This is a genomic window from Geotalea uraniireducens, assembly GCF_027943965.1.
GTDB lineage: Bacteria > Desulfobacterota > Desulfuromonadia > Geobacterales > Geobacteraceae > Geobacter > Geobacter uraniireducens.
Genome location: NZ_AP027151.1, coordinates 149,626 through 174,912 on the forward strand (window position 1 = coordinate 149,626; position 25,287 = coordinate 174,912).

Annotated in this window: 17 protein-coding genes and 1 other RNA gene; 9 read left to right on the plus strand and 9 right to left on the minus strand. The window is 53.6% G+C overall.

The features are described 5' to 3' along the window. Window positions 1-62: 62 nt before the first annotated feature. The 7 genes from QMN23_RS00720 to QMN23_RS00750 all read right to left on the minus strand — a co-directional run bounded on the left by QMN23_RS00720 (window position 63) and on the right by QMN23_RS00750 (window position 10,658). Complete coding sequence (locus tag QMN23_RS00720) at window positions 63-1,529, minus strand: hypothetical protein (RefSeq protein WP_282001177.1); 1,467 nt, start codon at window positions 1,527-1,529, stop codon at window positions 63-65. Further along, on the minus strand, window positions 1,529-1,993 hold the full coding sequence (locus QMN23_RS00725; RefSeq protein ID WP_282001179.1) for a hypothetical protein: 465 nt from the start codon (window positions 1,991-1,993) through the stop codon (window positions 1,529-1,531). The genes QMN23_RS00720 and QMN23_RS00725 overlap by 1 nt, the downstream gene beginning before the upstream one ends. Continuing rightward, complete coding sequence (locus QMN23_RS00730; RefSeq protein ID WP_282001180.1) at window positions 1,990-4,029, minus strand: AAA family ATPase; 2,040 nt, start codon at window positions 4,027-4,029, stop codon at window positions 1,990-1,992. The genes QMN23_RS00725 and QMN23_RS00730 overlap by 4 nt, the downstream gene beginning before the upstream one ends. Further along, window positions 4,026-4,226: a hypothetical protein gene (locus QMN23_RS00735; protein WP_282001181.1), complete on the minus strand. Its 201-nt coding sequence runs from the start codon at window positions 4,224-4,226 to the stop codon at window positions 4,026-4,028. Before QMN23_RS00735 ends, QMN23_RS00730 begins: the two co-directional genes overlap by 4 nt. Next, window positions 4,219-6,336 carry a DEAD/DEAH box helicase family protein gene (locus QMN23_RS00740; protein WP_282001182.1) on the minus strand — a complete coding sequence of 706 codons (2,118 nt, stop codon included), beginning with the start codon at window positions 6,334-6,336 and terminating at the stop codon, window positions 4,219-4,221. Before QMN23_RS00740 ends, QMN23_RS00735 begins: the two co-directional genes overlap by 8 nt. Then, a complete protein-coding gene (locus QMN23_RS00745; protein WP_282001183.1) occupies window positions 6,336-9,683 on the minus strand; it encodes a DNA-directed RNA polymerase subunit alpha C-terminal domain-containing protein in 3,348 nt (1,115 codons plus the stop codon). The genes QMN23_RS00740 and QMN23_RS00745 overlap by 1 nt, the downstream gene beginning before the upstream one ends. A 195-nt stretch (window positions 9,684-9,878) precedes the next feature. Continuing rightward, entirely contained in the window at window positions 9,879-10,658 is a 780-nt protein-coding gene (locus tag QMN23_RS00750; RefSeq protein ID WP_282001184.1) for a type IV toxin-antitoxin system AbiEi family antitoxin, read from the minus strand. A gap of 160 nt (window positions 10,659-10,818) precedes the next feature. On the opposite strand from QMN23_RS00750, the gene QMN23_RS00755 reads away from it, so the two are divergent. After that, a complete protein-coding gene (locus tag QMN23_RS00755; RefSeq protein WP_282001185.1) occupies window positions 10,819-12,120 on the plus strand; it encodes a hypothetical protein in 1,302 nt (433 codons plus the stop codon). A 152-nt stretch (window positions 12,121-12,272) separates the two neighbouring features. Here QMN23_RS00755 and QMN23_RS00760 read toward each other — a convergent pair whose 3' ends face one another. Both QMN23_RS00760 and QMN23_RS00765 read right to left on the minus strand, forming a co-directional pair. Further along, the gene (locus tag QMN23_RS00760; protein WP_282001187.1) at window positions 12,273-13,064 is read right to left on the minus strand and encodes a metallophosphoesterase; all 792 of its coding nucleotides are present in this window, start codon (window positions 13,062-13,064) and stop codon (window positions 12,273-12,275) included. 124 nt (window positions 13,065-13,188) lie between these two features. Beyond that, on the minus strand, window positions 13,189-13,539 hold the full coding sequence (locus QMN23_RS00765; RefSeq protein WP_282001188.1) for a hypothetical protein: 351 nt from the start codon (window positions 13,537-13,539) through the stop codon (window positions 13,189-13,191). A gap of 326 nt (window positions 13,540-13,865) precedes the next feature. Here QMN23_RS00765 and ffs point away from each other — a divergent pair. The 8 genes from ffs to recC all read left to right on the plus strand — a co-directional run bounded on the left by ffs (window position 13,866) and on the right by recC (window position 25,282). Next, an RNA gene (ffs, locus tag QMN23_RS00770) (signal recognition particle sRNA small type) lies at window positions 13,866-13,964 on the plus strand. A gap of 79 nt (window positions 13,965-14,043) precedes the next feature. Continuing rightward, entirely contained in the window at window positions 14,044-15,777 is a 1,734-nt protein-coding gene (dnaX, locus tag QMN23_RS00775; RefSeq protein ID WP_282001189.1) for a DNA polymerase III subunit gamma/tau, read from the plus strand. A 72-nt stretch (window positions 15,778-15,849) separates the two neighbouring features. Further along, window positions 15,850-16,164: a YbaB/EbfC family nucleoid-associated protein gene (locus QMN23_RS00780; protein WP_282001190.1), complete on the plus strand. Its 315-nt coding sequence runs from the start codon at window positions 15,850-15,852 to the stop codon at window positions 16,162-16,164. A 190-nt stretch (window positions 16,165-16,354) separates the two neighbouring features. Beyond that, window positions 16,355-16,948: a recombination mediator RecR gene (gene recR, locus QMN23_RS00785; RefSeq protein ID WP_282001191.1), complete on the plus strand. Its 594-nt coding sequence runs from the start codon at window positions 16,355-16,357 to the stop codon at window positions 16,946-16,948. Window positions 16,949-17,008: 60 nt separating this feature from the next. After that, window positions 17,009-20,590, plus strand: coding sequence for a pyruvate:ferredoxin (flavodoxin) oxidoreductase (nifJ, locus tag QMN23_RS00790; RefSeq protein WP_282001192.1), 3,582 nt, complete (start codon window positions 17,009-17,011; stop codon window positions 20,588-20,590). Window positions 20,591-20,749: 159 nt separating this feature from the next. Further along, window positions 20,750-21,241 carry a roadblock/LC7 domain-containing protein gene (locus tag QMN23_RS00795; protein ID WP_282001193.1) on the plus strand — a complete coding sequence of 164 codons (492 nt, stop codon included), beginning with the start codon at window positions 20,750-20,752 and terminating at the stop codon, window positions 21,239-21,241. Window positions 21,242-21,261: 20 nt separating this feature from the next. Beyond that, window positions 21,262-21,849: a GTP-binding protein gene (locus QMN23_RS00800; protein ID WP_282001194.1), complete on the plus strand. Its 588-nt coding sequence runs from the start codon at window positions 21,262-21,264 to the stop codon at window positions 21,847-21,849. Between the two features lie 178 nt (window positions 21,850-22,027). Beyond that, window positions 22,028-25,282, plus strand: a complete 3,255-nt coding sequence (gene recC, locus QMN23_RS00805; RefSeq protein ID WP_282001195.1) for an exodeoxyribonuclease V subunit gamma — start codon at window positions 22,028-22,030, stop codon at window positions 25,280-25,282. The last annotated feature ends 5 nt before the right edge of the window (window positions 25,283-25,287 follow it).

Below are 25,287 nucleotides of genomic sequence, written 5' to 3' on the forward strand. Positions count from 1 at the left end.
TGAAAAGCACTCGCTCGGCCTTGATCTCGGTAATGATAGTCTGCTAGGTTTCTCTTTCATTGTTATGCAGCTCGTATTTTTCCGGCAGGGGGCAACGCAATTAGCTCTTCATCAACATCGGGCAATTTACCTGAATCATAATTCATGTAATGGCTCAATGCCTTTCTTACTGCTCGTGGCAATTCTGCATGATTTACAGTGCGATATAGCTGGTTGCAGACAATTTTATCGAATATCTCCCGCTCCCAGTCAGACAAGGAGCATACTTGGGACCACCACAAATCTGTGGATCCGTCTCCTTCATGGTCAAAACGGTGGATGATGTAGGATTCTGGCATAAGCATAATTTTGTAGAATTCCTCATGATTATTGCCAAAAGCCTTTAGGAAATAGTCGCGCTTGGTTCCAACAAGACCTCGTGTACGGATCAGAACGCACTGGATCGCACGTAAGAATTTGACATTCCAGTTCTCTCCGATATTCCCTGGAGTCGATGTAAGCCTATTTTTGCTTTTCAAATCAACGTACCGCATGGGGAATGAAAAAATTTGCGTTCCCAGCTCTTCATTAAGGTCAAGATTTATTCGCAAACGATCATAAAAGTCAGTGGGATGATCTTTGAAGTTGTAGAGGATATAATTCGATAGATGCGTCAGTCCGTATTTTGCGGCCAATCGAATCTTGGCCTCATAGAGTTTTCTGAAACGAATATCGTCGAACGCAATTCGTGCTGGCCGAATTGCGATCTCACTCAATAAAGCCATTTTTTCTTCGGTGAGCAGCCGAGCATCAAGTCCCTGGTTGAAGTCAACATAACGATTTACCGTACTTATACGACCCGTTTTATTTCTATAAGAATAGGTTGCACCCTTTTCAAACCCTAACGCTTTAATATCTTTGATAATGTCTTTGAACCGACTTGATGCCAAGACGTTATTGTCAAGCAGAATAAGGTCGCGCTTTTCACCATAAAGCTCTTCTATCAGCCGTATCTGCCGACTAAGGGGTAAATAGCCATTGAATTCTGGCTCAATCTGGTGTACGGCGCAGAAATCACACCCGTTCGGACATCCCCTTGTTGCATAACCTATGTAACTATTCTGAAGTTCATAAGTAAAATTGGCATTACTCAGGATGCTATAGTCGGGGGTGAGAGTGTCAATTTTAGTCTTATCACCTGGATCGAGAATCCCTGGGGTGTCAAGCAGACCTGGAATTACCGTAGCTCCTGTTTCAGCTTCCAAGTCATCTTTTAACAAGGTTGCCAGGACACCACCCACAATCACATCAGTTCGACGTGGGACGCTGTCTTGATAATATGCAACGGCCTTGACAGTCTGTTTCCAATAATAGGTGAAGAGAGAGCTTACATACACCCGATCCCAACGCTCAGCCTTGATTTCAGGTATACATCCTTTGACGAATACAACTCTATCGTTCAGCCGTTTGTGATAAGCCGCTATCTTCATCAACCCTAAAGGCGGATATTTAGTTTTATAGGGTGGTTCAACCAGTAAAATATTACGCATCAACTGTCCCAGTTCTCTGATTCAGATTGTTCAAAAATGAAATGTACAAACTGCTTAGGGAGCTCTTTACAGCAGGTTGGGTCAAGCTGTGGATCACTACTTTTGGAAGCCGGAAGTAAATAGTCGCAAAGGAATTCGTCTATAAGGATATCCATGCCTGCATTTGCATAACCTTCTATAGCTGCAAGCACACCTTTATCATCAGATACCTTTTCGTAATCAAAAGCGTTTTTCTCCAAAATCATCGCATAGAAGCATGACCATTCACGTGGAGTTATCGTTCGTGACCAAAAACGGTCGTCACGTTTTTTAAGCGGTGTTTGAATACCTCTTCTGTAACCAATGCACGCACATAGAAAAAACAATTCATGAAAATCATCGACAGCACAATTGTTCTTTATATTGTTATACAACTCTTTGTATTTCGCCTCGGTTGCAACGCGAATGTTTCCATCCATTTTCATTGGTAAGCCTCCTCATCACGCAGAATCGCAAGAGCAGAGCTAATGTCCTGTTCAACTATCTCCGTATTCCCGTCCTTTGTAGATCGCAACATAAAGAATTTCCCCCATTTGCCGCTATTTTTCAGCAGTTGGGCCTCCTGTCGTCTAAATTCAGTGTCAGTTGCAAGGAGAATCCATTGGGAAGCAAATGTAGGGACTTGATTAATGAGGTTTTGCCGGTGTTCGTAGGATAAGCGCCCAAAAGGTGTATCCATGAATAACGGGATTTCAATTTTACTGCCCCTTGCTGCAATACGTGCCAGGGCAGCAATGAACGAAATAGACATGATTTGACGCTGACCAGCAGAAATGTTGGCAAGAAATGGTTTCTTGTATCGATCAAGAACTTGCAGAGAGTAATCTTCGTTTACAATGATAGTTCTAAGGTTCTCGCGGCCTTCCTGATCCAATAGATCCCGGAAAAGCAACGTGGCTGACTCGCTAATCATATCCTTAATTTCGCGAGTGAATTGGCTGTAAATATCGTTCAGCGCATCTTGAGTGTCTCTCGCTAAAATCGAACGTCTTGACAATTCATCATTCCGTCCAACCTTGAGTTTTTCCTCTTTAAGGAGTGCACGAAGACGATCATTTTCCTGTTGTAGTTGCTCGAGTTGAGACTGAGTTACACGAGCATTAGCTTCAAGAGAGATTATGTTCTCTTGGAGTTTTTTACGATGCTCATCAAGCTTCGTCGCGTCGTGACGTTCAGATGTGCCGATCTGATTGCTGACATTCTCCAAGCTGCGATTGACATTAGCAATGGCGCTGCGGATGTTGCCATATTGTTGGAGTCTCTTTTCTGTAAGATCCGCGTCGTCACTAAAGTGGTTACGGACTTCACTTAAATATCTCCATAGATTTAATGCTGCATCCTGGGTTGAAACGTCACTGGTACGTTTCAGCCACTCAATGATGTGTGTGTAAGCATCTGATCCCTCGCATACTGAACTACCGCAGATACAAAGCTTTTCTTCAAGAATTCTTTCGATCAGGTCACGTCGGATTTCAGATGGAATTTCACCCTTTTGCTTTTGATGATCAATATGCTCATATACGCTGATTACTGTCGGTGCGACAATTAATGCCGATGCTTTACAGACAAGATTTTTCATCTCAGACAAAGCCTCAGCGGCTTGCTGCTCGAGTTCGCTGAGTTCTTGCTCTAACGACTTGCGCCGTTCAAGCAAGTGGCGTATTTCGTTGAACTTTTCAAGCTCCTTGTCGGTTTTTTCAATTTCTTGCCTTGCCAACCGGATTTCATGGGCAAGTTCATCAAGTCGTTTACCCGCCCGAGTTTGCTCTTCTTCATTATCCCCGAGTCGCTTTAAAAGCCGCGACAGTTCTTCATGGGAAGCTCCGGACAGCTCACGTTCCAAGCCCCTGGTAACACGGCCAACCGCCTTGATAGCGGTTTCAAGAGCATCTACATTCAGCAAGTTTCGAATGCCGGCACTGATCTCCCTGCGCTGCTCAATACTGGCACGGGTTAGCCGTTCAATCTTTTCACCATCGAACAAGAAGTAGTCTTTGACCCGCCGGTCAAGAATGCTGTCAATGACCTCGTTGATTTCAGTCGTCGGAACCTGTTGAGTGTTGCCACTCGCAGGGGTGACAAATAACCGGATTTCATCTTCCTCTTCAATTATCCGGCCATCATCCTGCATCCCTAGAATTGCCCTGCGAAGGCGATAATGGCTATCTCTATGACTGAACTCCAATTCCACAACAGTCTTAACGGGTTTATCTGGATTAGCTTCCAGTGCTGAAACATTCACCAACTGCAACTCATCATGGGGTACATCTCCATCTTGGCTTAGACGGCGTTCCCCAAACAGACAAAACACTATCGCTCTAAAGAGCCCAGTTTTCCCGCGGCCATTTTCACCAAAAACTACCGTGACATTGGCATCTTCTTTAGATGGAGTAAAAAATTGAATTTCTTGCTTGCCGCGAAACTGCCTGAAATTTTCGACGGTCAATTTGAGAAGTATCATAGTGTGCCACCCTCCGATGGCTTGGCTAGCCTTCGTACTACCGTCTGAAGTTGATCAGCAATAGCTGCTTCAGACTGCTGAGATTCTGCCAGTTGAATTGCCTTTAAAGCCAATTCACGAACGTTCTCAGGATAACTTGCCAGTTTGTCTTCAATTAACGCATTTACATCGGGTAACAACGATTTATCGCTAGTCATCTTCACTCCAGTCCCATTGTTTCAAAGAGTGGTATACATCCCAGGGTTTCTCATCAAGCAAATTCAACATTTCGAACTTATTCAATATATCCCTCACAACAGACCGCGCATTGAATTGATTCGTTGCGGATGAAGCAAACTCAACAAAGCGAGGCATCTCGCGTTTCAGTATTGCAGCATCTGTAGTGTGTCGTAGCATCAAGCGTTCCTGAGAGGGGACCACTATGAAATCATAAATCACAGCTCGGTCTTTCCCTTTTGATTTTCTGAGAATTCTTCCTCGCCGCTGTACGAACTCGCGAGGATTCGTGCTGCTGGCCAAAATGAAAGCCGTCTTCGTCGAAGGGACATCAACCCCTTCGTCCAAACATTTGATTGCGATGAGTACCTGAATGTCACCAGCATCGAACTGCTCTAGCAACTTCTCTCTGTCCGCTAGGCGTACATCATGAACAAACTCATGGCAGCGTAGTCCCAAAGAGGCTACCTCCTGGAGGACCTCCCGGTGTTCGCCTGCCGCGCAGTATATGAGGACTCCATTCAGTTCGTCATCCCGCAATTGAGAATCCTTGATCATGCCACGGAGCAACCGAATAAGTACCGGCAACTTTTGACTTGCAGATGAAATGATCCTAGCTCGTTCCAAAAGCAACTTTTTCATACGTTCACGCTTTTCAGGGTCTCGCTTGGCAGACGCACTGATGGCAACTACCCTTTGCGTGATTTCCTCATACAGTTCCAACTCAGTACCCGTGAGATTTACCAACTGAGGATAATATTCGTATGGAGTCAGAAATTTGCCGATTGCGTGATCCAAGGTGTATTCAAAGCACGTTGCACCGAAATAGTTGAATATGACTTCAGTCCCCTCATCATCAAACCAACGCCGTGGAGTGGCTGATAAACCAAGGCGCATACCTGCATTGTCAAGTAACGCTTTTCGTAAATGCGAAGCGCCGAGCCCATGGGCTTCATCCCCTATCAGGAGCGTATTGTCAGTCGAAAGACGTCGTGTAGAAGTCGCGAATCTTTCCATTGCGGCAGTTTTATGTACTGCCAATATGCAGATATGACTTTTTGAGCCAATATTAAAATCTTGAATTGCCGATTTCACTTCGATCTGCCATCGCCCATGTTCGCCACTGCAAAGTATGGGATCAAATCCAAATTGGCGGCAGTTTCTTTCCCACTGCTCAAGCAGATGGAGATAGGGGACAAGGATGACTAATGTTAAACGGCCGCGGTCATGGTAGACGGATGTGGCAGCAGCCAAAGAGGTAATCGTTTTCCCAGTGCCGGTAGCCATTTCAAACACACCCCGGCACCCAGCGTCACGCCAGGCGTCTATTGCTCGCTCCTGATAATCATGAAGCTTAATGGTGCAATACGGCGAACTAGCACAATCCTTTTGATGCGTCTTGCGACTGTAAGGACGCTCTGGGGCAGTTCTCAATTTAATAAACTGTTCTCGGCTCGCTTCAGGAATGCGATAAACACTGAACTGCTTGTTATGATTATTCCAGAGTGCCTCAAGTCGTGAATTGTGCATCTCGACGTAAGGGGACTGTCCAGGCTCCCATGATTTGAATACCGAAAATGCTTCTCCATTCAGTGAAGCTTTAATGGAATCATTCAGCGAACCGTGAATTGCAACACGGTTGCCACTCCCATCGGTGAAAACTCCAACTTTATCATGATAGTCCCCAGCTGATGTACGGTCTCGGGGTACGGCAAAACGAAACTCAAGAAGCCCGTCAGCAACCATCCACGCCAATGCGTTGCGTGTATCGGTTTCCAGTGTAGTTGCCAGATTTTCGATGTTGCGTGTGAGAACTTCTTTCAGCACGGAGTCATGCCTGGCTTTTTCGCCAAATTGAAGTGCCTCCCAGTCTGCTTCATCGATGATTGGTGAAAGAACAATCCGGGCACTACCGCCACTAGAGACAAAGTCAGCCATGCCCTGTGCTGCAAGCTTTAACCAACCTGAGGTAAAAAACCCTACACCACGCAAATAATCCTTCGATTGCTGTAAAAGGGGGACCTGCAAGTCGACTATCAAGTCATAGCGCTCGCTGTCGTACACTGGTTGTAATTCAAGGTCTTTGAGCACTAACGCAACCTCGCTAACTTTACAACGTTGCCATCAATGACAACAGGACCGTCTTCCTTCAGCATTACAGGGGTCAAATTCTTTTTGAGAATGCCTGCACTACGCATGTCTGAAACGAATACGTCAAGATTCGCGGCACCATCGTAATTCGTGTTGAGGATGTGATAGATGAGGTCATCAAAAGTTTCAATATTGCTATCATTCGGGATGGATACATATGCATTTCGTGCTATCCCCAAAATACGATATTTCCCGCCTCGTGAAAGCAATTCCCCCATAAGTGTTGATGTCCAACATATATGCTCCGGTAAGCACGGAAGTTGTTCATGGCTGAATTCAAAAAGATCAGATATGAGGCCACAGAATCTGCCACCGCATGTCAGGTTTTTTATATGGCCGGAAGCTATGCTTTCAAGAGCGTCCTGTTTCTCATCGCACCAATGCAATGAGTCAATGTGGACTACAACACTCTCGCTATATCGAAGGATTTGGAAATTGAAATGAACGTTGTAGACACTGTATTGTTTGTACCCAAGCTCATCAACAAAGTGCTGATATAGCTCACCGAATCCACAGGGGGCATTTTTGTCCAGAATGTATTGGATCACCTCTGACGCAACGCCCATTGTTCCCCTGCCGCTTTCACTCTGTTTTTCAAGGCTGATCTGTGGGTAACGTGAGAAATCGAACTGATCTGAAAAGAAAAATTGAATCAACGAATAAAGGAGCATGGGGGTTGTAATTCCCAACAGTCTGCACGAAATTTTCTTGTCGTTGTAAAGCTTGAGTACAGCTACATGATTTGAATTATTGAGAAGACTTTTGAGGTGATCGACTATCGGAATCAGTTTGTCAGCATCAATATTAAGGCTGCTAAGATGCAGGTACTCACCACGGTTGCTTCGTAATAAATTAGGAATTTTTGGAAGATGGTTGATCGTGAATACATCTTCACTAACACAGAGCTTTTCAAGTGCATGGTTCTTTATCTGTTCAAGCGTAACAACCCCTTCCTGTTCCAAGACGAATGACTCTAAAACGAGCTGTACAGGAAGTCGTACTCCATCACCAGACTTCAACAGAACATAGGGGTAGTCGTTGCATAGCAAGGTATCGCTCGCGGAAAGTCTTAAACATGTGTAAAGCGCATGAGTGTTCGGGATTCCTTCTCGCTGGAGGGGGGCCTTGTACAGTTCATAAATCCCAGTAGCTGAAAGGTACGGAATCTTGTCGTTATTGAGTCGAGAGACGATGTCCTTTTCAATTTTCGAGATAATGTCGACTGGTACCGTAACTAGTTCCTTATGAATAAATGTTCCTGCACCCCACAATAAGAGCTCTGATGACCTCTCAAGATTTCCATATACAGAACGTTCGGAAAATTGCGAATGGGTCGGTCGGTCTTTGTTCACCTCTACATGGACTTCGGTAAAGTGCATTGGCCGACCGGCATTCCTCAAAATTGTTTCAAATAAAATCAATCGTCGCTTGCCATATTTTTGAGCCCAAGCGTACTGAGTATATAGCGTATCTTCATCTGCTAATATTTCTTCAATAGCATCATCAAGGTAATGCAGATAGCCATCAGAAAACTGCGTAATATTCTTAACGGTAGCACATCCAGTCCCCTTGCAGAATTCGAGCATTTTCTCTTTAGCTATATCAAAATGGAGCGCCCCATTTGCTTGGTCTGTAACGGTCTTGGTAAATATAGGTCTGATTTCAGGGCAAGATATGCATCTATGTTCTGGCAAGATAATCCGTGATGGAGATGCCCATACCACCTCATATTTGGGCGATAAACTTATTAAAGAGGCAAGGGATTCATCAGAAGGTCGTACAGGCCAGTTAAAGGATGATTTTAAATATGTGGCCATTTCAGTTGTGCAGATTACGCCTCCTGTAGAAGCAAGGGCACCATCAACAGAGAGCCAGAGCCTATTCAACATCTCAACGGTTTTAGGTTTTTCAATTTTGGAAATGTACTGTTTTTCTATTTGACGTACACGTTCACGCGTCAACTGTAAGCTCTGCCCTAATTCTTCAAGAGTCCAATGACGCTCATCCAAGAAGCCTAGTCGCCCCATAATGACGGTGAAATGGTAAGGTTTTTTGATGATCTTGCGGACAAACGTCTCAGTCAAACATTGGAAGCTTGCATACGCATCAATAGGAAGGCTATTCGACAAATCGTCAACCAATTTGCAAATAGATAGTTTTGAATTCCATACACTACTAATTGCTTTAATACTCTTATAATTAAATCCAAATTTTCTGACAACTTGCCTTTCAGTTATACTCGTTAGATCCATCCATTTAATATTGTTGCTGCCAAATAGATCATATATGCAATCAGCAAAAACATAATTTGCAATCAGATTATCAGCTATTTTAGAGTCAATATCATAGAAGATAAATGTTTCAGCAGTCTTAACATTTACTGCAAAAGATTTTGCTAAATCATTTCTGTCAGAAGCAATCTCCAATGCTAGAATTATTTTATCTACTGAATCACAATTTAATCCGATATTTATCAGATAACCTATAGATAAATTAAACAATAAATCAATTGGGTCATCGAATAAGAACCCACATTCTAATAATTTAGACAATTCATTTTCTGAAAATCCTAATTTCCCTATAGTCACAACATTTCCCACTTCGTCATCAACTTGTGGCATTGTCAACCAAAAGAGTTCCGGCAAATTACGCGACAATATACTCCATTCAGCTGGGTCACAAGGCCAATGCTCCCCAGCACGGGGGATAAAACGAAACATGAATCGAGACGATAAAGAAGGACTATTTTCGGTACCTGAAGAATCGCTAGCGGTCGCTGTATTCTGTGGATTATTTTGATGTAATTTAATCTTGACTTGTAGCTGTTTGATGTCGTGAACTGTTTTACGGCCAATGCCCACAAATCCGAATATATCCTCTTCACTGAGCTCAAGCAGGCGTTCTACTGTGCTTATCTGCTCACGTGAAAGCAAGTTTCTGGCTCTTGTGGGCAGGCGTTCAATAAATTTTGACGGGATGGGGGTAGTGCTATTATCCTCAAAGTATGCCGGAGAGGGTGGCTCTGCAACCACCTCAATTTCAGAAGTATGTAACTGGCCTGCGATATCTAATTCTTTATTGCCAGTTATAATGCGTTGAATTTTCAAAACTTCTTTGCAGATTTGTTCGGGAACTGCGGCTTTATTCATTTCTTCTGAGGTCAGGCGCAATAGTCCCTCAAGGCTTCTAACACCACACGTAAGTAGTGTATCAAAAGCCTTCAAGCTCATCATTTTCAATGCATTCTCGAATTGCACTTCTTTTGTCATTTCAGTTGAGTTTGACATAACTCGAGAAACTCGACGCTCCAGGTCTAGCCAGCCTTTCTCAGGACGGGGACAATGTACTGGGTACAGAGTCACGTCCGGAAAGGTCATTATTGGCGGTCATAATTCCTGCTCAGTTGAAATACGATGGACCATAATCGCATATACACCCGATGTGCGACAGGACATGTCATCCAAAGTCATTTCTCATCGACCTCAAATATCCGGATCGATCGTAGTATTTACATATACCTGCCACCGGCGATCCTTTTTGGCACCCTTGATACTTACTCTTGGAGTCAAGGCCGTTGGAATTGGCCGTTTCAACCGGACATAGTCAGCGAGAGGTGCTACCAGTTCTTTTTCACCAACCAGCTCCAGCAAGTAGCCAAGCCTCTGTGCATATGACACAGGGGACAGCTCGGCAACTTCTACAAGGCGGTGCGGATCGATACGCTCAGCCAGTTCGGTCAGGATGGTTGCGACATTATCCAGACCGGCACAGTGGCTGACATAACCGACAACATCAAGCGCAGTTGCCTCGGGTGTTGATACTTTTATGGTACCGGCAGTGGTGTTACGTATTTCTGTGGGGATTGCTGCTGCGTTCTTCCGGTAAATGAACTGAACCCTGATATTGCCACAGGTTATCGGCCTGCGGATTTTTGCCACCATGACTTGAAAGACCTGCGGTCGCTGATGTGCCGCCCCATGGAATTCTGCGGCACTCAGGAGCCCGGCATAATAGACCTCACCCAAATGCTCCATGAGATGCGGGATGAACTGGGCAGCGGGAACGCATCCCACGCTTCGATGCATCGGGAGAAGAATGACGTAGAAGCCGCGGAACGGCATTGCGATCTCGCCTTTTTTCTGCAAGCGATGCAACGCCGATTTGACCGCAATTTCAGTTGAACCCGCCAGATTGAGGAACTCCTGGTAGGTGAAACATGAGCGGCCTTGCGCGGCTAAACTGTCGACCAGACCAAGATACATACACTGATCTCTATCCTGTTTGATTTTGGCGCATAAAATAGCACGTGTTGCTTTTATTTGCAAACAATCAATATGAATTGATGTTCATCGAGTATTTGACTGACTTTGGGAAAAATCCTACATTTCAAGCACGTTATATTCTTTATTGATAGGGGCTGTTATGGACAAATCAAAAGACACCCGAGTCAGCCGGGAACAGTTGTATGAAGAGGTGTGGGCAGAGCCTATGACTACGGTTGCCCTGAAGTACAAGGTCTCCTCAAGTTTCCTTGCACGTATCTGCACTCGATTGAAAGTCCCTCGGCCACAAAGGGGCTACTGGGCCATGTATGCGACCGGCAAACGCCCCAGGAAGCCGCCATTGCCTGCCGCCAGTCCGGGTGATGAACTGGAATGGGCTCGCGACGGCTATGCAAGAGTTGCCCAACTGCCTCCGCCGCAGGTGCCGCAAGACGGCAGTGGCAATAAAAGTCGGCGGCGGTCACTGCCGCAACAGCACCCGCTGCTCGAAGGTTTCAAGGAACTCATGACCGGAGCAGGCGAGGATCGCAACGGTTTCCTCAAGCCCAGAAAATACCTGATTGCTGACATTATTGTCTCAAAGGAAACCCTGGATCGGGCAATCGACGTGGCAAACACCTTATATCTGTCCTTTGAAAAACGTGGTCATTCCGTCAACCTGGCGCCGTATGGCCAGAACCTGCATCGCCACGAAGTTGAGCAACGTGAGAAAGGAGGGAGGCGGAATGAACATTATTATCCGGATCTCTGGAGCACTACACGTCCGACCGTTGTCTTCATTGGCACAGTGGCTTTTGGCGTAACCATATTTGAGATGAGCGAGAATGTCGAAGTGGAGTATCAGGATGGGAAGTACACCCGGGTCTCGGAACTTCCGGTCAAAAAACCGAGACGTTATGAATCATATTCCTGGCGGAGCATGTCTGACCTGCCGAGCAGACGATTGTGCGTGCAGGTGTACTCTCCCTACCAGAGAGTTGCATGGATGCGCCAATGGCGCGAATCGAAATCCGGCGACTTCCCGCGAAAGCTTGCAGGCTTGGTTAAGGAGATTGAAGCCGAAGCAGCAAACATCGTCAAGCGTTTCGAGGAGGGTGAGCGCCAAGCTGAGATCGAAAGGCAGCGGCGGGAAGAGGAAAGACGCAGACAGGCACTGGAAGAAGCTGAACGCCGGCGAGTCAAGGCGATCAAGGACAGCCTGGATGAGTTGTCCGAGATCATCAAGGCCTGGGGCAAGGCAAAGAGGATCGAGGAGTTTTTTGCCGATGTTGAGCTTCGGACCGCCGATCTGGAGGATGAAGAGAAAGCATCTGTTCTTGAACGACTGGCACTGGCCCGCAAGATGGTTGATACTACGGATGCCCCGAAATGGCTTGCTTCGTGGAAGACGCCGGAGGAAAGAAATCAGGGACACACTCAGTATGACACCTGGCATTACTGATTGATCGTCAATTCAACGCTGCAAGCTGCTGCTGTTCCGAAATGTCGGTTAGTATAAATATGTACCGATATTTTGTAGCTACAATTTTCTCCGGCATTCATACAGTCAACGATAATAGCTGTATCAGGTACGCCGTGAGGTTGAACTGTTCTTCAGAGCTCAATGACCAGTTGCCTGTCATACTGTGGATTGACTTCCACATCCTTGTAGCCATAAGGATTTACCACCACCCTGGTTTTGCCGAGAGTATAGTCGAACGAGTTGTGCGTATGTCCGTGCACCCAGAGATCTGGGCCGTGATCGATGATTTCATTGGAAAGATCGGTCATGAAGGCGCAATTGAGACTTTCCCCACGGAACTGTTCATGAATAGAGAGTGAAGATACACCGTGATGAGTAACCACTACCTTTTTCTTGTTACCTGCAGTCACCAATGAATCAAAAATGTATCTTTTTGATTCCTGAAAAAGGTCCGCTGTCTCTTCTGGAATAAGAGTCGTTCCATCAGCTTTCTTTATTACGAAGAAGTCGTTCATGTGTGTCCGGGCATACTGCATCTTAAAGAAATCCTTGCCGAGAAAATCTGTCCAGAGCATTGCCCCGACAAATAGGACACCGGTGATTTCAATCGATTCGTTTTCAAGGAAATGGACGTTCTTAGGGAGTGAAACCTTGGTTTTCAGCTCCTGGATACGACCAAAGAAATCGTTGTGATAGAAAAAGTGATTCCCCTCTACATAGATGACGGCTTGAAAACGTTTGGCCAGTAGGCAGACAATCTTGAGCCAGGTTTCCTGACGATGGGCCAGCCCGATATCACCGGCAACCAAAGCCACGGTCTCCTTGTCTGTCGGCAGTGGTGGAACCACCATCTCGAGAATACGGGGAATCTTGTTGGGCTGCCAGAATTCGGCGTGAATGTCGGAAAAAGGACGGACAAGCATAAGGACTCTCCTTGAATAATGCATTTTCAGCCAAGATATACAATTCTACTACATTTAAGTGACGGGGGATTGGAGCCTTTTTCAAGCAAATGTGTGTTAGCTAAGAAGGACGCCAAATAGTCCCCTACCACCAGTAATACCAGCGCCAGTACCACCATGGGACATAACAGGGACGATAGTCCGTGCTGGAGTAGGAGTACTTGAGCAACGTCCAGTACGGTTTTCCCTTAACATAGCCGTGATAGAGCCGCACTTGTACCCGGTCCATCAGGATGTACGGTAGCGAGATTCCGGCAATGCCGATTGCCCAGTACCAGAATGTTGCAGGGAAACAGAGTCCGACCAACAGACCGGCAACTGCGCTGGTCAGCAGAGGCACGATGGCAGCGACCAGCACCGCCGGCAGTTTCGGCCGTTTCGGTTGCCGCTCCAGGAGCCATTGCCGGGCATCATAGTATTTGATAGTGTTTGACATATGAACCTCGCCTTGCCACACTGACGGTTAGTTGTCTGCACTCCGACAGGTTCTTCCTGTAATTGTGCTTGCCCCAAAAGCCGTCTTTATGGTAGAAGAAATATTCCATTCCAAATGCACACGAAAATCTTTTGTGGTATTTTTTATGGTAGCAGTGTCAAGGCGGGTTGCTGATTCTTTTTTAAATCAGTAGGTTGAGTTTGAAGTTCGATGGACTCTCTCGCCATAAAACAAAAGCGAGCCCCTCGAGGCGCTGATCAATATCCGCCGTGCCCCACAAGGAAATCAGGGACCGGGTAGCGTTGCCCCTTGCGGGCAGAGCTGATAGCTGGGTCCCGCGCAACGGTAGGTTACGAACCCCGTCAGGTCCGGAAGGAAGCAGCGGTAGTGACTGATCCCGTGTGCCGCGGGGGAGCCCAGCTATCAGTTGTGCCCGCAACGTCCCCGTTTCATCCCACCTCCCATCCCTTTGTACTAACCGTTCGTGCCGTGAGGTGTTGAACCTTGTCCTATCTCGTTCTCGCTCGAAAGTGGCGTCCCCAGACCTTCAGCGACCTTACCGGTCAGGAACATGTCAGCCGGACGCTGCAGAATGCGATCGATTCGGGACGAATCGCCCATGCCTTCCTCTTTACCGGTGCCCGTGGCGTCGGCAAGACCTCTTCGGCCCGGATTCTGGCCAAAGCCCTGAACTGCGAACGGGGGATGAGCCCCGAGCCGTGCAACGAATGTCCGGCCTGCCTGGAAATCACCGCCGGCACCTCGGTCGACGTCCTGGAAATCGACGGTGCCTCCAACACCGGCGTCGATGACATCCGGGAGCTGCGGGAGAACGTCAAGTATCTGCCGTCCCGCTGCCGGTTCAAGATTTTCATCATCGATGAAGTGCACATGCTCTCCACCAACGCGTTCAACGCCCTGCTGAAGACCCTCGAAGAGCCGCCACCGCACGTCAAGTTCATCTTTGCGACCACCGAGCCCCACAAGGTCCCGATCACCATTCTCTCCCGCTGTCAGCGGTTCGATTTCCGGCGGATTCCACTGGCCAAGGTGGTGGCACGGCTCCGCTATATCGTCGATCGGGAAAACAGCGCCATCAGCGACGCGGCGCTGACCGTCGTCGCCCGCAAGGGGGACGGCAGCATGCGGGACTCGCTCTCCGTGCTCGACCAGGTCCTGGCCTTTTGCGGCGAAAATGTCAGTGATGACGAGGTGGTTGCGCTGCTCGGCGTGGTTGACCGTCGGTTACTCCTCGACGGCTCGGCGGCGGTCTTCGGTCGCGACAGCCGTGCCGCCCTCGGGGTGGTGGCCAAGGTGGACGAGTTCGGCTACAATATTCGCCAGTTTTGCGGCGAGCTGATCGAGCATTTCCGCAATCTGACCATACTTAAGGCGGTGGGGGACGGCGCTGAGTTGCTGGACCTTTCGGAGGCGGAGCTGGCGCTCCTGCGCGAGCAGGTCGAGCCGCTGGCGCTGGCCGATCTGCAGCGGCATCTGGCGATTCTGCTCCGGGCCGAGGCGGAGATGGCGCAATCGTCCTTTCCGCGGCTCGTACTGGAAATGGCGCTGATCAAAATGGCTACGCTGGTGCCGGTTGTCCCGGTGGATGAACTGCTCGGCCGGCTGCGCGCCCTTGAAAGCGGGACGCCCTCCGCTGCGGTGGTGGCTGACAGCCGTGTCCAGTGGCGGCCGGCTGCCCCGGCCGGTCCGCCGGCAGCACGATCAACGGTGGCTGCCGCTCCTCCGGTGGCGCCTGCCGGGCTGGCCGCCCCGGCTGCCGCTCCCCGGGCTCCCCAACGGCCGGCACCGACCGAGACGTTACCCCGTACCGGGGACAGTTGGGCCGACTTTGTTGCCTACGTCAAGGCCGGCAAGGTCCGGCTCGGCTCGCTGCTGGAGCATGGCAGCCCGCTGCAGGTTTCCGCTGAGCGGCTGGAAATCGGTTTCCCTGAAGGCTCCTTCGCCCTTGGCAGTCTGAAGGAAAACGATGCCCAGGCGGCCCTGCGCGAGCTGGCCCGGACGTTTTTCAAGAGCGAGCCGGCCCTGGTGTTGCGATCGCTGGCAGCGGGAGAGGATGCAGCGGTGCCGAATCTCCTGGAAAAAAAAAGAGTTGAGGACGAGCGTCGCCTGAACGATTTGCAGCAGAATGCCAAAGCACATCCGGCCATTGCCTCGGCGCTGGAGGTTTTCAGCGGTGAGTTGGCCGAGGTAGCGCCAGCCGAAAAAGATAATCGCTAGAACTATGTTTTAGTTTTAACAAAACTCCTTAACTGTGAGTAAATTTAACCCTACGACCCCATGGAGGCACAGATGTCCAAAGGTTTGGCCCAGATCATGAAGCAGGCGCAGATGATGCAACAGAAGATGGCGAAATTGCAGGAGGAAGCCGCGGCCAAAACTGCCGAGGCCAGCTCCGGCGGCGGGGCGGTGACTGCCGTTGTCAGCGGCAAGAGCCAACTCATTTCCCTGACGATCAAGAAAGAAGCGGTTGATCCGGAAGATGTGGAAATGCTGCAGGATTTGATTGTCGCCGCCGTCAACGAGGCTCTGAAGAAGGTTCAGACGCAGTTCTCCGACGAGATGGGAAAAATCACTGGCGGCTTGAATCTTCCCGGTATGTTCTAGTGACTGTGCCGGTGCCGGCTTTTGATTTACAGCGGTTTTCCCCTGCGGTCGCGGCGGCGGCGGGAGGATTTGACATATTCGATCCTTCGCAGTTTATTTCGTAATTGCAGCCCATTAGCCGAAATTTTATTTCGGCTAAATTTTTTTATTAAAATTGTAATAAAAAATTGTTTTAAATGTCGGGAAAAATATGGTACATTTTTCGAACTCATTGACCAAGCTGCTAGCAGAGCTCCAGAAGCTGCCGGGAGTTGGCGAGAAAACGGCCCTCCGTCTCGCCTTTCATCTGTTGAAATCCCCCGAAAATGCGAATGCTCTGGCTGAAAGCCTGCAGGATGTTACCAGTCGGGTGAGATTCTGTTCTGTTTGTTTCGGGATTACCGAGGAAGACCCCTGCTGGCTCTGCACCGCGGAACGCGATGATTCGGCCATCTGTGTGGTCGAGGAGCCGCAGGACCTGCTGGCCGTGGAGCGGACCCGGGCCTTCCGCGGACGCTACCACGTCCTGCAGGGGGCGCTGTCGCCGCTCAACGGCATTACCCCCTCCCAGCTGAGAATCGCCGAGCTGATCAAGCGGCTTGAGGGGGGCGGGGTCCGGGAGGTGGTCCTGGCGACGAACTTCACCGTGGAGGGTGAGGCGACGGCGCTCTATCTGGCCCGGCTGATCAAGCCGCTCGGGATTCGGGTCACCCGGCTGGCCCACGGCATTCCGCTCGGCTCCGATCTGGAATACGTGGATGCAGCGACGGTGCAACGGGCACTGGAAGGGCGCAGCGAGGTTTAGTGGACTGAGAAATACAACGACAGTTTAGTTACTGTGCGTACTATCTAAGAGGAGGAGAGCATGAGTCGCAAAATGGTTACCATTGACGGCAACACCGCGGCCGCCCACGTGGCCCACGCCACCAACGAGGTGATTGCCATCTACCCGATCACCCCGTCGTCGGTCATGGGGGAGATTTCCGACATTAAGAGCGCCATGGGCGAGAAGAACATCTGGGGATCCATTCCGTCGGTAGTCGAGATGCAGTCCGAAGGAGGGGCCGCCGGGGCCGTCCACGGTTCGTTGCAGGCCGGCGCCCTGACCACCACCTTTACTGCCAGCCAGGGGCTGCTGCTGATGATTCCCAACATGTTCAAGATCGCCGGTGAACTGACGCCGACCGTCTTCCATGTCTCCGCCCGGGCCATTGCCGCCCAGGCGCTGTCGATCTTCGGCGATCACTCGGACGTGATGGCCTGCCGTTCCACCGGCTGGGCGATGCTCGCCTCCAACAACTCCCAGGAGGTCATGGACTTCGCCCTGATCGCCCAATCGGCGACCCTCCGCTCGCGGGTGCCGTTCCTGCACTTCTTCGATGGTTTCCGGACTTCCCACGAAGTGCTCAAGGTCGAAGAGCTGACCTATGACGATATGCGTGCCATGCTGGACGACGAGCTGATCGCCCAGCACAAGGCCCGCGGCCTCTCCCCCGACCATCCGGTGATGCGCGGTACCGCCCAGAACCCGGACGTCTATTTCCAGGGTCGCGAGACGGTCAATCCGTATTATCCCGTCTCCATCGGCATCGTTCGCGAAGAGATGAACAAGTTTGCCAAGATTACCGGCCGCCAGTATCAGCTGATCGATTACGTCGGGGCTCCTGATGCCGACAAGGTGATTGTCATCATGGGGTCGGGTGCCGATACGGTTCATGAGACGGTGGAAAATCTCGTCGCCAAGGGTGAAAAGGTCGGCGTCGTCAAGGTCCACCTCTACCGGCCGTTCCCGATCGAAGATTTCGTGGCCGCGCTCCCCAAGACGGTCAAGAAGATCGCCGTCCTCGACCGGACCAAGGAACCGGGCGCCCTGGGCGAGCCGCTCTACCTCGATGTCCGCACCGCGATCGGCGAAGCCATGGCCGAGGGCATCTTCCAGTTCGACGGCTATCCGGTGATCGTCGGCGGCCGCTACGGCCTCGGCTCCAAGGAGTTCACCCCCGCCCAGGCCAAGGCTGTTTTCGACAACCTCGGTGCCGCCAAGCCGAAGAACCACTTCGTGGTCGGGATCAAGGAAGACGTTACCGGTAGCAGCCTCGATACCGATCCGGACTTCCGTAATCCGTCGGAAGGGGTTTACCAGGCGATGTTCTACGGCCTCGGTTCCGACGGCACCGTCGGTGCCAACAAGAACTCGATCAAGATCATCGGCGAGCTGACCGACAACAATGCCCAGGCCTACTTCGTCTACGATTCCAAGAAGGCCGGTTCAATGACCACCTCCCATCTCCGCTTCGGCAAGCAGTACATCCGGGCGCCCTATCTGGTGGACACCGCCGACTTCGTTGCCTGCCACAACTTCTCCTTCCTGGAGAAGTACGACATGCTCTCCAAGGCCAAGGACGGAGCGACCTTCCTCCTCAACTCTCCCTATGACCAGAATGAGGTCTGGGACAAGATGCCGGCCGACGTGCAGCAGCAGATCATCGACAAGAAGCTGAAGTTCTACGTGATCAATGCCGTCAAACTCGGTGAGGAGATCGGCCTCGGACCCCGCATCAACGTGATCATGCAGACCGCCTTCTTCAAAATCTCCAACATCATTCCGCTGGAGACCGCGGTGGAGTCGATCCGCGACGCCATCAAAAAGTCCTACGGCAAGGCGGGCGAGAAAGTGGTCGCCATGAACAACAAGGCGGTCGATGCCGGTCTGGAAAACATCGCCGAGGTGAAGGTCCCGGTAACCGCCACCAGCACCATCAAGAAGCCGCCCGTCGTCAGCGCCCAGGCGCCGGCCTTCGTCCAGGAGACCACCGCGCCGATGATCGCCGGCCTCGGCGACGACCTGCCGGTTTCCAAGATGCCGGCTGATGGTACCTTCCCCACCGCCACCTCCCAGTTCGAGAAGCGGAACATCGCCATCGAGATTCCGGTGTGGGACGAGCAGCTCTGCATCCAGTGCGGTATCTGCTCCTTCGTCTGCCCCCATGCGTCCGTCCGGATGAAGGCGTATGACGCTTCCGCCCTGACCGGCGCACCGGCCACCTTCAAGTCGGCGGAGTGCAAGATCCCCGAAATGAAGGGGCAGAAGCTCACTGTCCAGGTGGCGCCGGAGGATTGCACCGGTTGCGGCGCCTGTGCCTACAACTGCCCGGCCAAGGACAAGAATAACCCGAGCCACAAGGCCCTCGACATGGCCTACCAGCCGCCGCTCCGGGCCTCGGAAGTTGCCAACTTCGAATTCTTCCTCGGCATTCCCGACGTCGACGCGACCCAGGTCAAGCTCGAGTCGGTCCGCGGATCCCAGCTGGTCCGGCCGCTTTTCGAGTTCTCCGGTGCCTGCGCCGGCTGCGGCGAGACGCCGTACCTGAAGCTGCTCTCCCAGCTCTTCGGCGACCGGACGATGATCGCCAACGCCACCGGCTGCTCGTCAATCTACGGCGGCAACCTGCCGACCACCCCGTGGGCCAAGCGTGCCGACGGTCGCGGGCCGGCTTGGTCCAACTCGCTGTTCGAAGACAACGCCGAGTTCGGCTTCGGGATGCGGCTGGCGGTCGACAAGTTCAACCAGATGGCTCTGGAACTCCTCGACGAACTGGCCACCTGCTCCTGCGCTTCCTGTAGCGACATCAAGGGGCTGATGGCCGAGATCAAGGGCGCCGACCAGTCGACCCAGGCCGGGGTGGAAGCCCAGCGCGGCCGGATTGACGTGCTGAAGAAGGCGCTGGCGGGCTGCCCGGAAGCCGCCGCCAAGCGGCTGCTCACCGTGGCCGACTACCTGGTCAAGAAAGCGGTCTGGATCATTGGCGGCGACGGCTGGGCCTACGACATCGGCTACGGCGGTCTCGACCATGTCATCGCCTCTGGCAAGAACGTCAACCTGCTGGTCCTCGATACCGAAGTGTACTCCAACACCGGCGGTCAGGCCTCCAAATCGACGCCGCTCGGCGCCGTGGCCCAGTTTGCCGCCGGCGGCAAGCCGGTCAGCAAGAAGGACCTCGGGATGATGGCCATGTCCTACGGTTCGGTCTACGTAGCCAACGTCTCGCTGGCCAATCCGGCCCAGTGCGTCAAGGCGTTCCTCGAAGCCGAAGCCTACGACGGCCCGTCGCTGATCATTGCCTACTCGCACTGCATCGCCCATGGCATCAACATGACCACTGCCGTCGACGAGCAGAAACGGGCGGTCACTTCCGGCTACTGGCCGCTGTTCCGCTACAATCCGCAGCTGGCCGCGGAGCACAAGAACCCGCTCCAGCTCGACAGCAAGGCACCGACCATCGCCTTCGAGGAGTATGCCTACGGCGAGAACCGTTACAAAGTGCTGAAGAAGAACAATCCCCAGGCGGCCGAGAAACTGATGAAACAGGCCTCCCAGTGGACCAAGGCCCGCTTCGCCTATTACCAGAAGCTAGCGAGCCTGACCTACGAGAACCCGGGCGAGTAACCGCCCCGTTCCGGAGGAACCTCGACCCCCGGCAGTTCTGCTGCCGGGGGTTTTTTTGTCGCGTGGGCCGGCCGTTTATCTTCTTGAACCCGCGTCAAATTTTTGTTATAACCGTGCCAACGGTGATTGGATTCTCACAACCCGGCTAAGGGGTGCTCCATGGCTTATCCTCAAATGGTGATGTACGATGAGGAGTTCAAGCAGATCAACGCGGTCATCGAAAAGCTGCTCAGAGAGGCCAACGCAAAGGTGATTTTCCTGGTCGACAAGAACGGCCAGCTGATCTCCGGTGTTGGCGAAACCGAACGCTTCGATACGACCTCCCTCGCCTCGCTGACGGCGGGGAACATCGCCGCCACCGGCGGCCTGGCCAAGCTGATCGGCGAAAAAGAATTTTCCATCCTCTTCCACGAGGGCGAAAAGGATAACCTGCATATCTCCATCGTCGGCGGCCGGGTCATCCTGGTTGTCCTCTTCGACAGCCGCTCTTCGCTCGGTCTGGTGCGGCTCCGGGTGAAGAAGGCTTCTGATGAACTTACCGCCGTTTTCGACCGGCTGATGACCCGGGCCGAAGAGAAAGAGCGGAGCGGCATCCAGGATTTCCCCTTTGCCGAGATTACCGACGACGACATCGATAACCTGTTCAGCTAGCGGCCCGGGGGTATGGCGGAATGTCCTTCATCAATTACGCATCACGCGAAATAAACTGCAAGATCGTCTATTACGGCCCCGGCCTCTGCGGTAAGACCACCAATCTGCAGTACGTTTATCAGAAGACCGCCCCCGAGGCGAAAGGGAAGATGATCAGCCTGGCCACCGAAACGGAGCGGACGCTCTTTTTCGACTTCCTGCCGCTGGCACTCGGCGAAATCCGTGGTTTCAAGACCCGCTTCCATCTCTATACCGTTCCCGGCCAGGTATTCTATGATGCCTCGCGGAAACTGATTCTCAAGGGGGTGGACGGTGTGGTGTTCGTTGCCGACTCCCAGGACGAGCGGATGGACGCCAACATCGAGTCGCTGGAGAACCTCCGGATCAACCTCGGCGAGCAGGGGTACGATCTGGACAAGCTGCCGTACGTCGTCCAGTACAACAAGCGTGACCTGCCGAACATCCTGTCGGTCGAGGAACTCCGTAGTGAGCTGAATCCGACCGGGGTGCCCGAGTTCGAGGCGTGCGCCACTACCGGCGAAGGGGTCTTCGAAACGCTCAAGGCGGTTGCCAAGCTGATTCTCATTGATCTGAAGAAGGGGCGTTAGCCCGCTTGGTGCGCCGGGAGGCGAGCTGCGGCAGGACAAAGGTGTGGGAAGCCCATGGCGTTAAAACCGTGGGCTTTTTTGTTTCGTGCCGGGGTGATTTGACGTACTATGTCGCAACCGTGGCCGACAATGGCGCCGCAGTGCACCTTTTCCCGAGCCTGAATATCGCGGGGATGTCATGCCCTTGACTATCTATACCGGCAACCGGATGGAGCACCTGGTCGCGCACCTGGCGACCATGGTCAGCGAGTCGCCCCTGCCGCCGTTGGCGCCGGAGACGATCATCGTCCAGAGCCCGGGAATGGAACGCTGGGTGGCGATGGCGCTGGCTGACCGCCTCGGTGGCTGGGCCAACGCCGATTATCCATTTCCCAACGCCATGATCTGGCGGATCTTCCGGGCGGTGCTCGGCGAGCTGCCGCCGACTGCCGAGGATTCGCCCTTTGCCCCCGAGCCGCTTCGCTGGCGGCTGATGACCATCCTTCCCTCCTTGCTCGAACGCCGGGAGTATGCACCGCTCAAAGCATATCTGGCCGACGACGGCGACGGGCGGAAGCTCTTCCAGCTGGCCGGGACGATTGCCGATACCTTCGACCAGTATGGCCTCTATCGGCCGGAACTGCTGCTCCGCTGGGAACGCGGCGAGGGGGACGACTGGCAACCGGACCTCTGGCGGCGGCTGACGGCAGAGGCGGCCGTCCCTCATCGGGCGACCCTGCTGGCGGAATTCCGCCGGGCCGTTTCCCGGCTGCGGGAGGCCCCTGCCGGACTTCCCGCCCGCCTCTCGCTGATCGGCATCTCGGCGTTGCCGCCGTTCCATCTGGAAGTCCTGACCCGGCTTGCCGGCCAGCTGCCGGTCAATCTGTTCCTGCTGAACCCTTGCCGTACCTACTGGGGGGGAATCGTCTCCGCCCGGGAGCAGGCCCGCCTCGAACGGCGAGATGCCGAAAGCGCGCCGCCCGACGACTATTTCGAGCTCGGCAACCCTCTGCTCGCCTCGCTGGGCCGGACCGGTCGGGACTTTTTCGAGCTGCTGCTCGACAGCGCGGAACCAGGGGCTACCGTCGAAGATTTTACGGCGGGCGAGGAGACGACCCTGCTCGCCATGGTCCAGGGAGATATCCTCGACCTGCGGGATCGGACGGCTGCCGGCGAGGTCAAGGGGACCATCGCTCCGGGGGATGCCAGCATCCGGGTCCATTCCTGCCATAGCCCGCTGCGGGAGGTCGAGGTGCTGTACGATACGCTCCTCGAGCTGTTTGCCGGCGATCCGACCCTTACCCCCCGGGATGTGCTGGTGATGACGCCGGAGATCGAGAGCTACGCGCCATACGTTTCGGCGGTGTTCGGCTCGCCCGAATCGCCGGAGCGGCGGATCCCCTACGCGATTGCCGATCGGAGCCTCCGGCGCGAGGGGGTGGTCGCCGAGGCGCTCATCAAGGTGCTCCGACTGGCGGGGAGCCGCTGTACGGCCAGCGAAGTGCTCGATTTCCTCGCTCTGGCGCCGGTGGCCCGGCGGTATGCCATCGGGCAGCGGGGGGTGGCGACCATTCGTGGCTGGGTGCGGGAAGCCGGCATCCGCTGGGGGATCGACCGCGCCGACCGCGGCGAGCAAAAGCTTCCCGCGTTTGCGGAAAATTCCTGGCGGTCGGGACTTGACCGGCTGCTGCTCGGCTATGCGATGGCCGGCGAGCGGGAGGGGCGGTTCTGTGCCGGGATTCTCCCCTTCGACCGGGTTGCGGGGGAGGCGGCGCTCCTCGGCTCGTTCCTGGAGTTTACCGGCCGGCTGTTCGCCACGTTGCGGCAGCTGCGGCAGCCGCGGCCGGCGCCGGAATGGCTCACCCTGTTGCGCGGCGTGCTGGTCGACTTCATTGCCGCCGATCAGGACGAGGAGCGGGAGCTCTTGGCGATCGATGGAACGATTGACGCGCTGGCGGCGGCATGGCGGGTGGCCGATTTTAGCGACGAACTGACTCTGGAACAGATGACGGCGTGGCTGGACGAACGCCTCGGCCGGCTGGGGCCGGGGGGAGGCTTCCTGACCGGCGGGGTGACCTTTTGCGCCATGCTGCCGATGCGGAGCATTCCCTTCCGGGTCATCGCCCTGCTCGGGATGGACGACGGCGCCTATCCGCGGCGCAATCCGCCGTCGGGCTTCAACCTGATTGCCGCCGCTCCCCGCCCGGGTGACCGCTCGCTACGCGACGAGGACCGTTATCTGTTCCTGGAGGCGCTCCTGTCGGCCCGGCAGCGGCTGCACATCAGCTACCTGGGACAAGGGATCGTCGACGGCGGGACACGGCCCCCTTCGGTGCTGGTCAGCGAACTGCTGGATTACCTGGAACGGGGTTTCGTCGTCGCCGGTGCGGCCGATAAAAATCTCCGCGAGACGGTCGAGGTCCGGCAGCGGTTGCAGCCGTTCAGCCGCGACTATTTCCGGGGTGACGCCGGTTCGCCGCTCTTCAGCTACTCCCGGGAGAACCTTGCCGGCAGTCTGGCCAAGGGGCGCGGTGCCGAACCCCGCCCGTTCATGGTTGCACCGTTGCCGGTGCCGGACGAGGTGACGACGATTACGCTTGCCGATCTGGCAGCCTTTCTGGCGAACCCGGCCCGACAGTTTCTCCGCCTCCGGCTGGGAGTTCACCTGGAGCGGAGCGAGGAACTTCTGCCGGAGTGTGAGCCGTTTCTTCCCGATCCGCTGGAGCGTTACCAGCTCGACCAGGAGGTGGTGGCGACCCTGCTGGCGGGGGGAGATCCCGAACTACAGCGGGAAGTGCTGCGCAGCCGGGGACTGCTGCCGCCGGGGGCTATCGGTGCCGAGGTCTTCCGGCGTCGCGTGGCGGCCGTCGCCGATTTTGCCGCCGAGGTGGGGGCAACGCTGGCCGGCGAAGCGCTGTCGCCGCTGGAAGTCGACCTGCCGCTCGGCGGCGTGCGGCTGGTCGGCCGGCTTCGGCGGCTCGGGCCGGCCGGACTGGTGCAGTATCGCTTTGCCAAGCTCAAGGCAAAGGATCGGCTGCGGGCCTGGCTGGAACATCTGGCCCTCAATGCCGTGGCCCCGGCAGAGTGCCCCCGGCGGACCGTTCTCTTTGCCAGCGATGCCACCGTCACCTACGAACCGCTGACGGCTGCCGCCGGCGAACTGGAACGGCTCGTCGGGCTCTACCGGCAGGGATTGGCTGCGCCGCTCCGCTTCTTCCCCGAGAGTTCGCTCGAATATGCCCGGAAGAGCCGGGAGCCGAAAAAGGCCGATCAGGCGCCGGCGGCCGCCCGGAAGAAATGGCGCGGTTCCGAGGAGTATCCCGGCGAGGGGGAGGAGCCGGCGTTCCGGCGCTGCTTCGGGGCCGCCGAGCCCTTTGCCGGCGACTTCGCTGCGGTGGCACTGACGGTCTACGGCCCGCTGCTCGACTGCCAGACCGAACGGAAACGGAAATAGGCGCG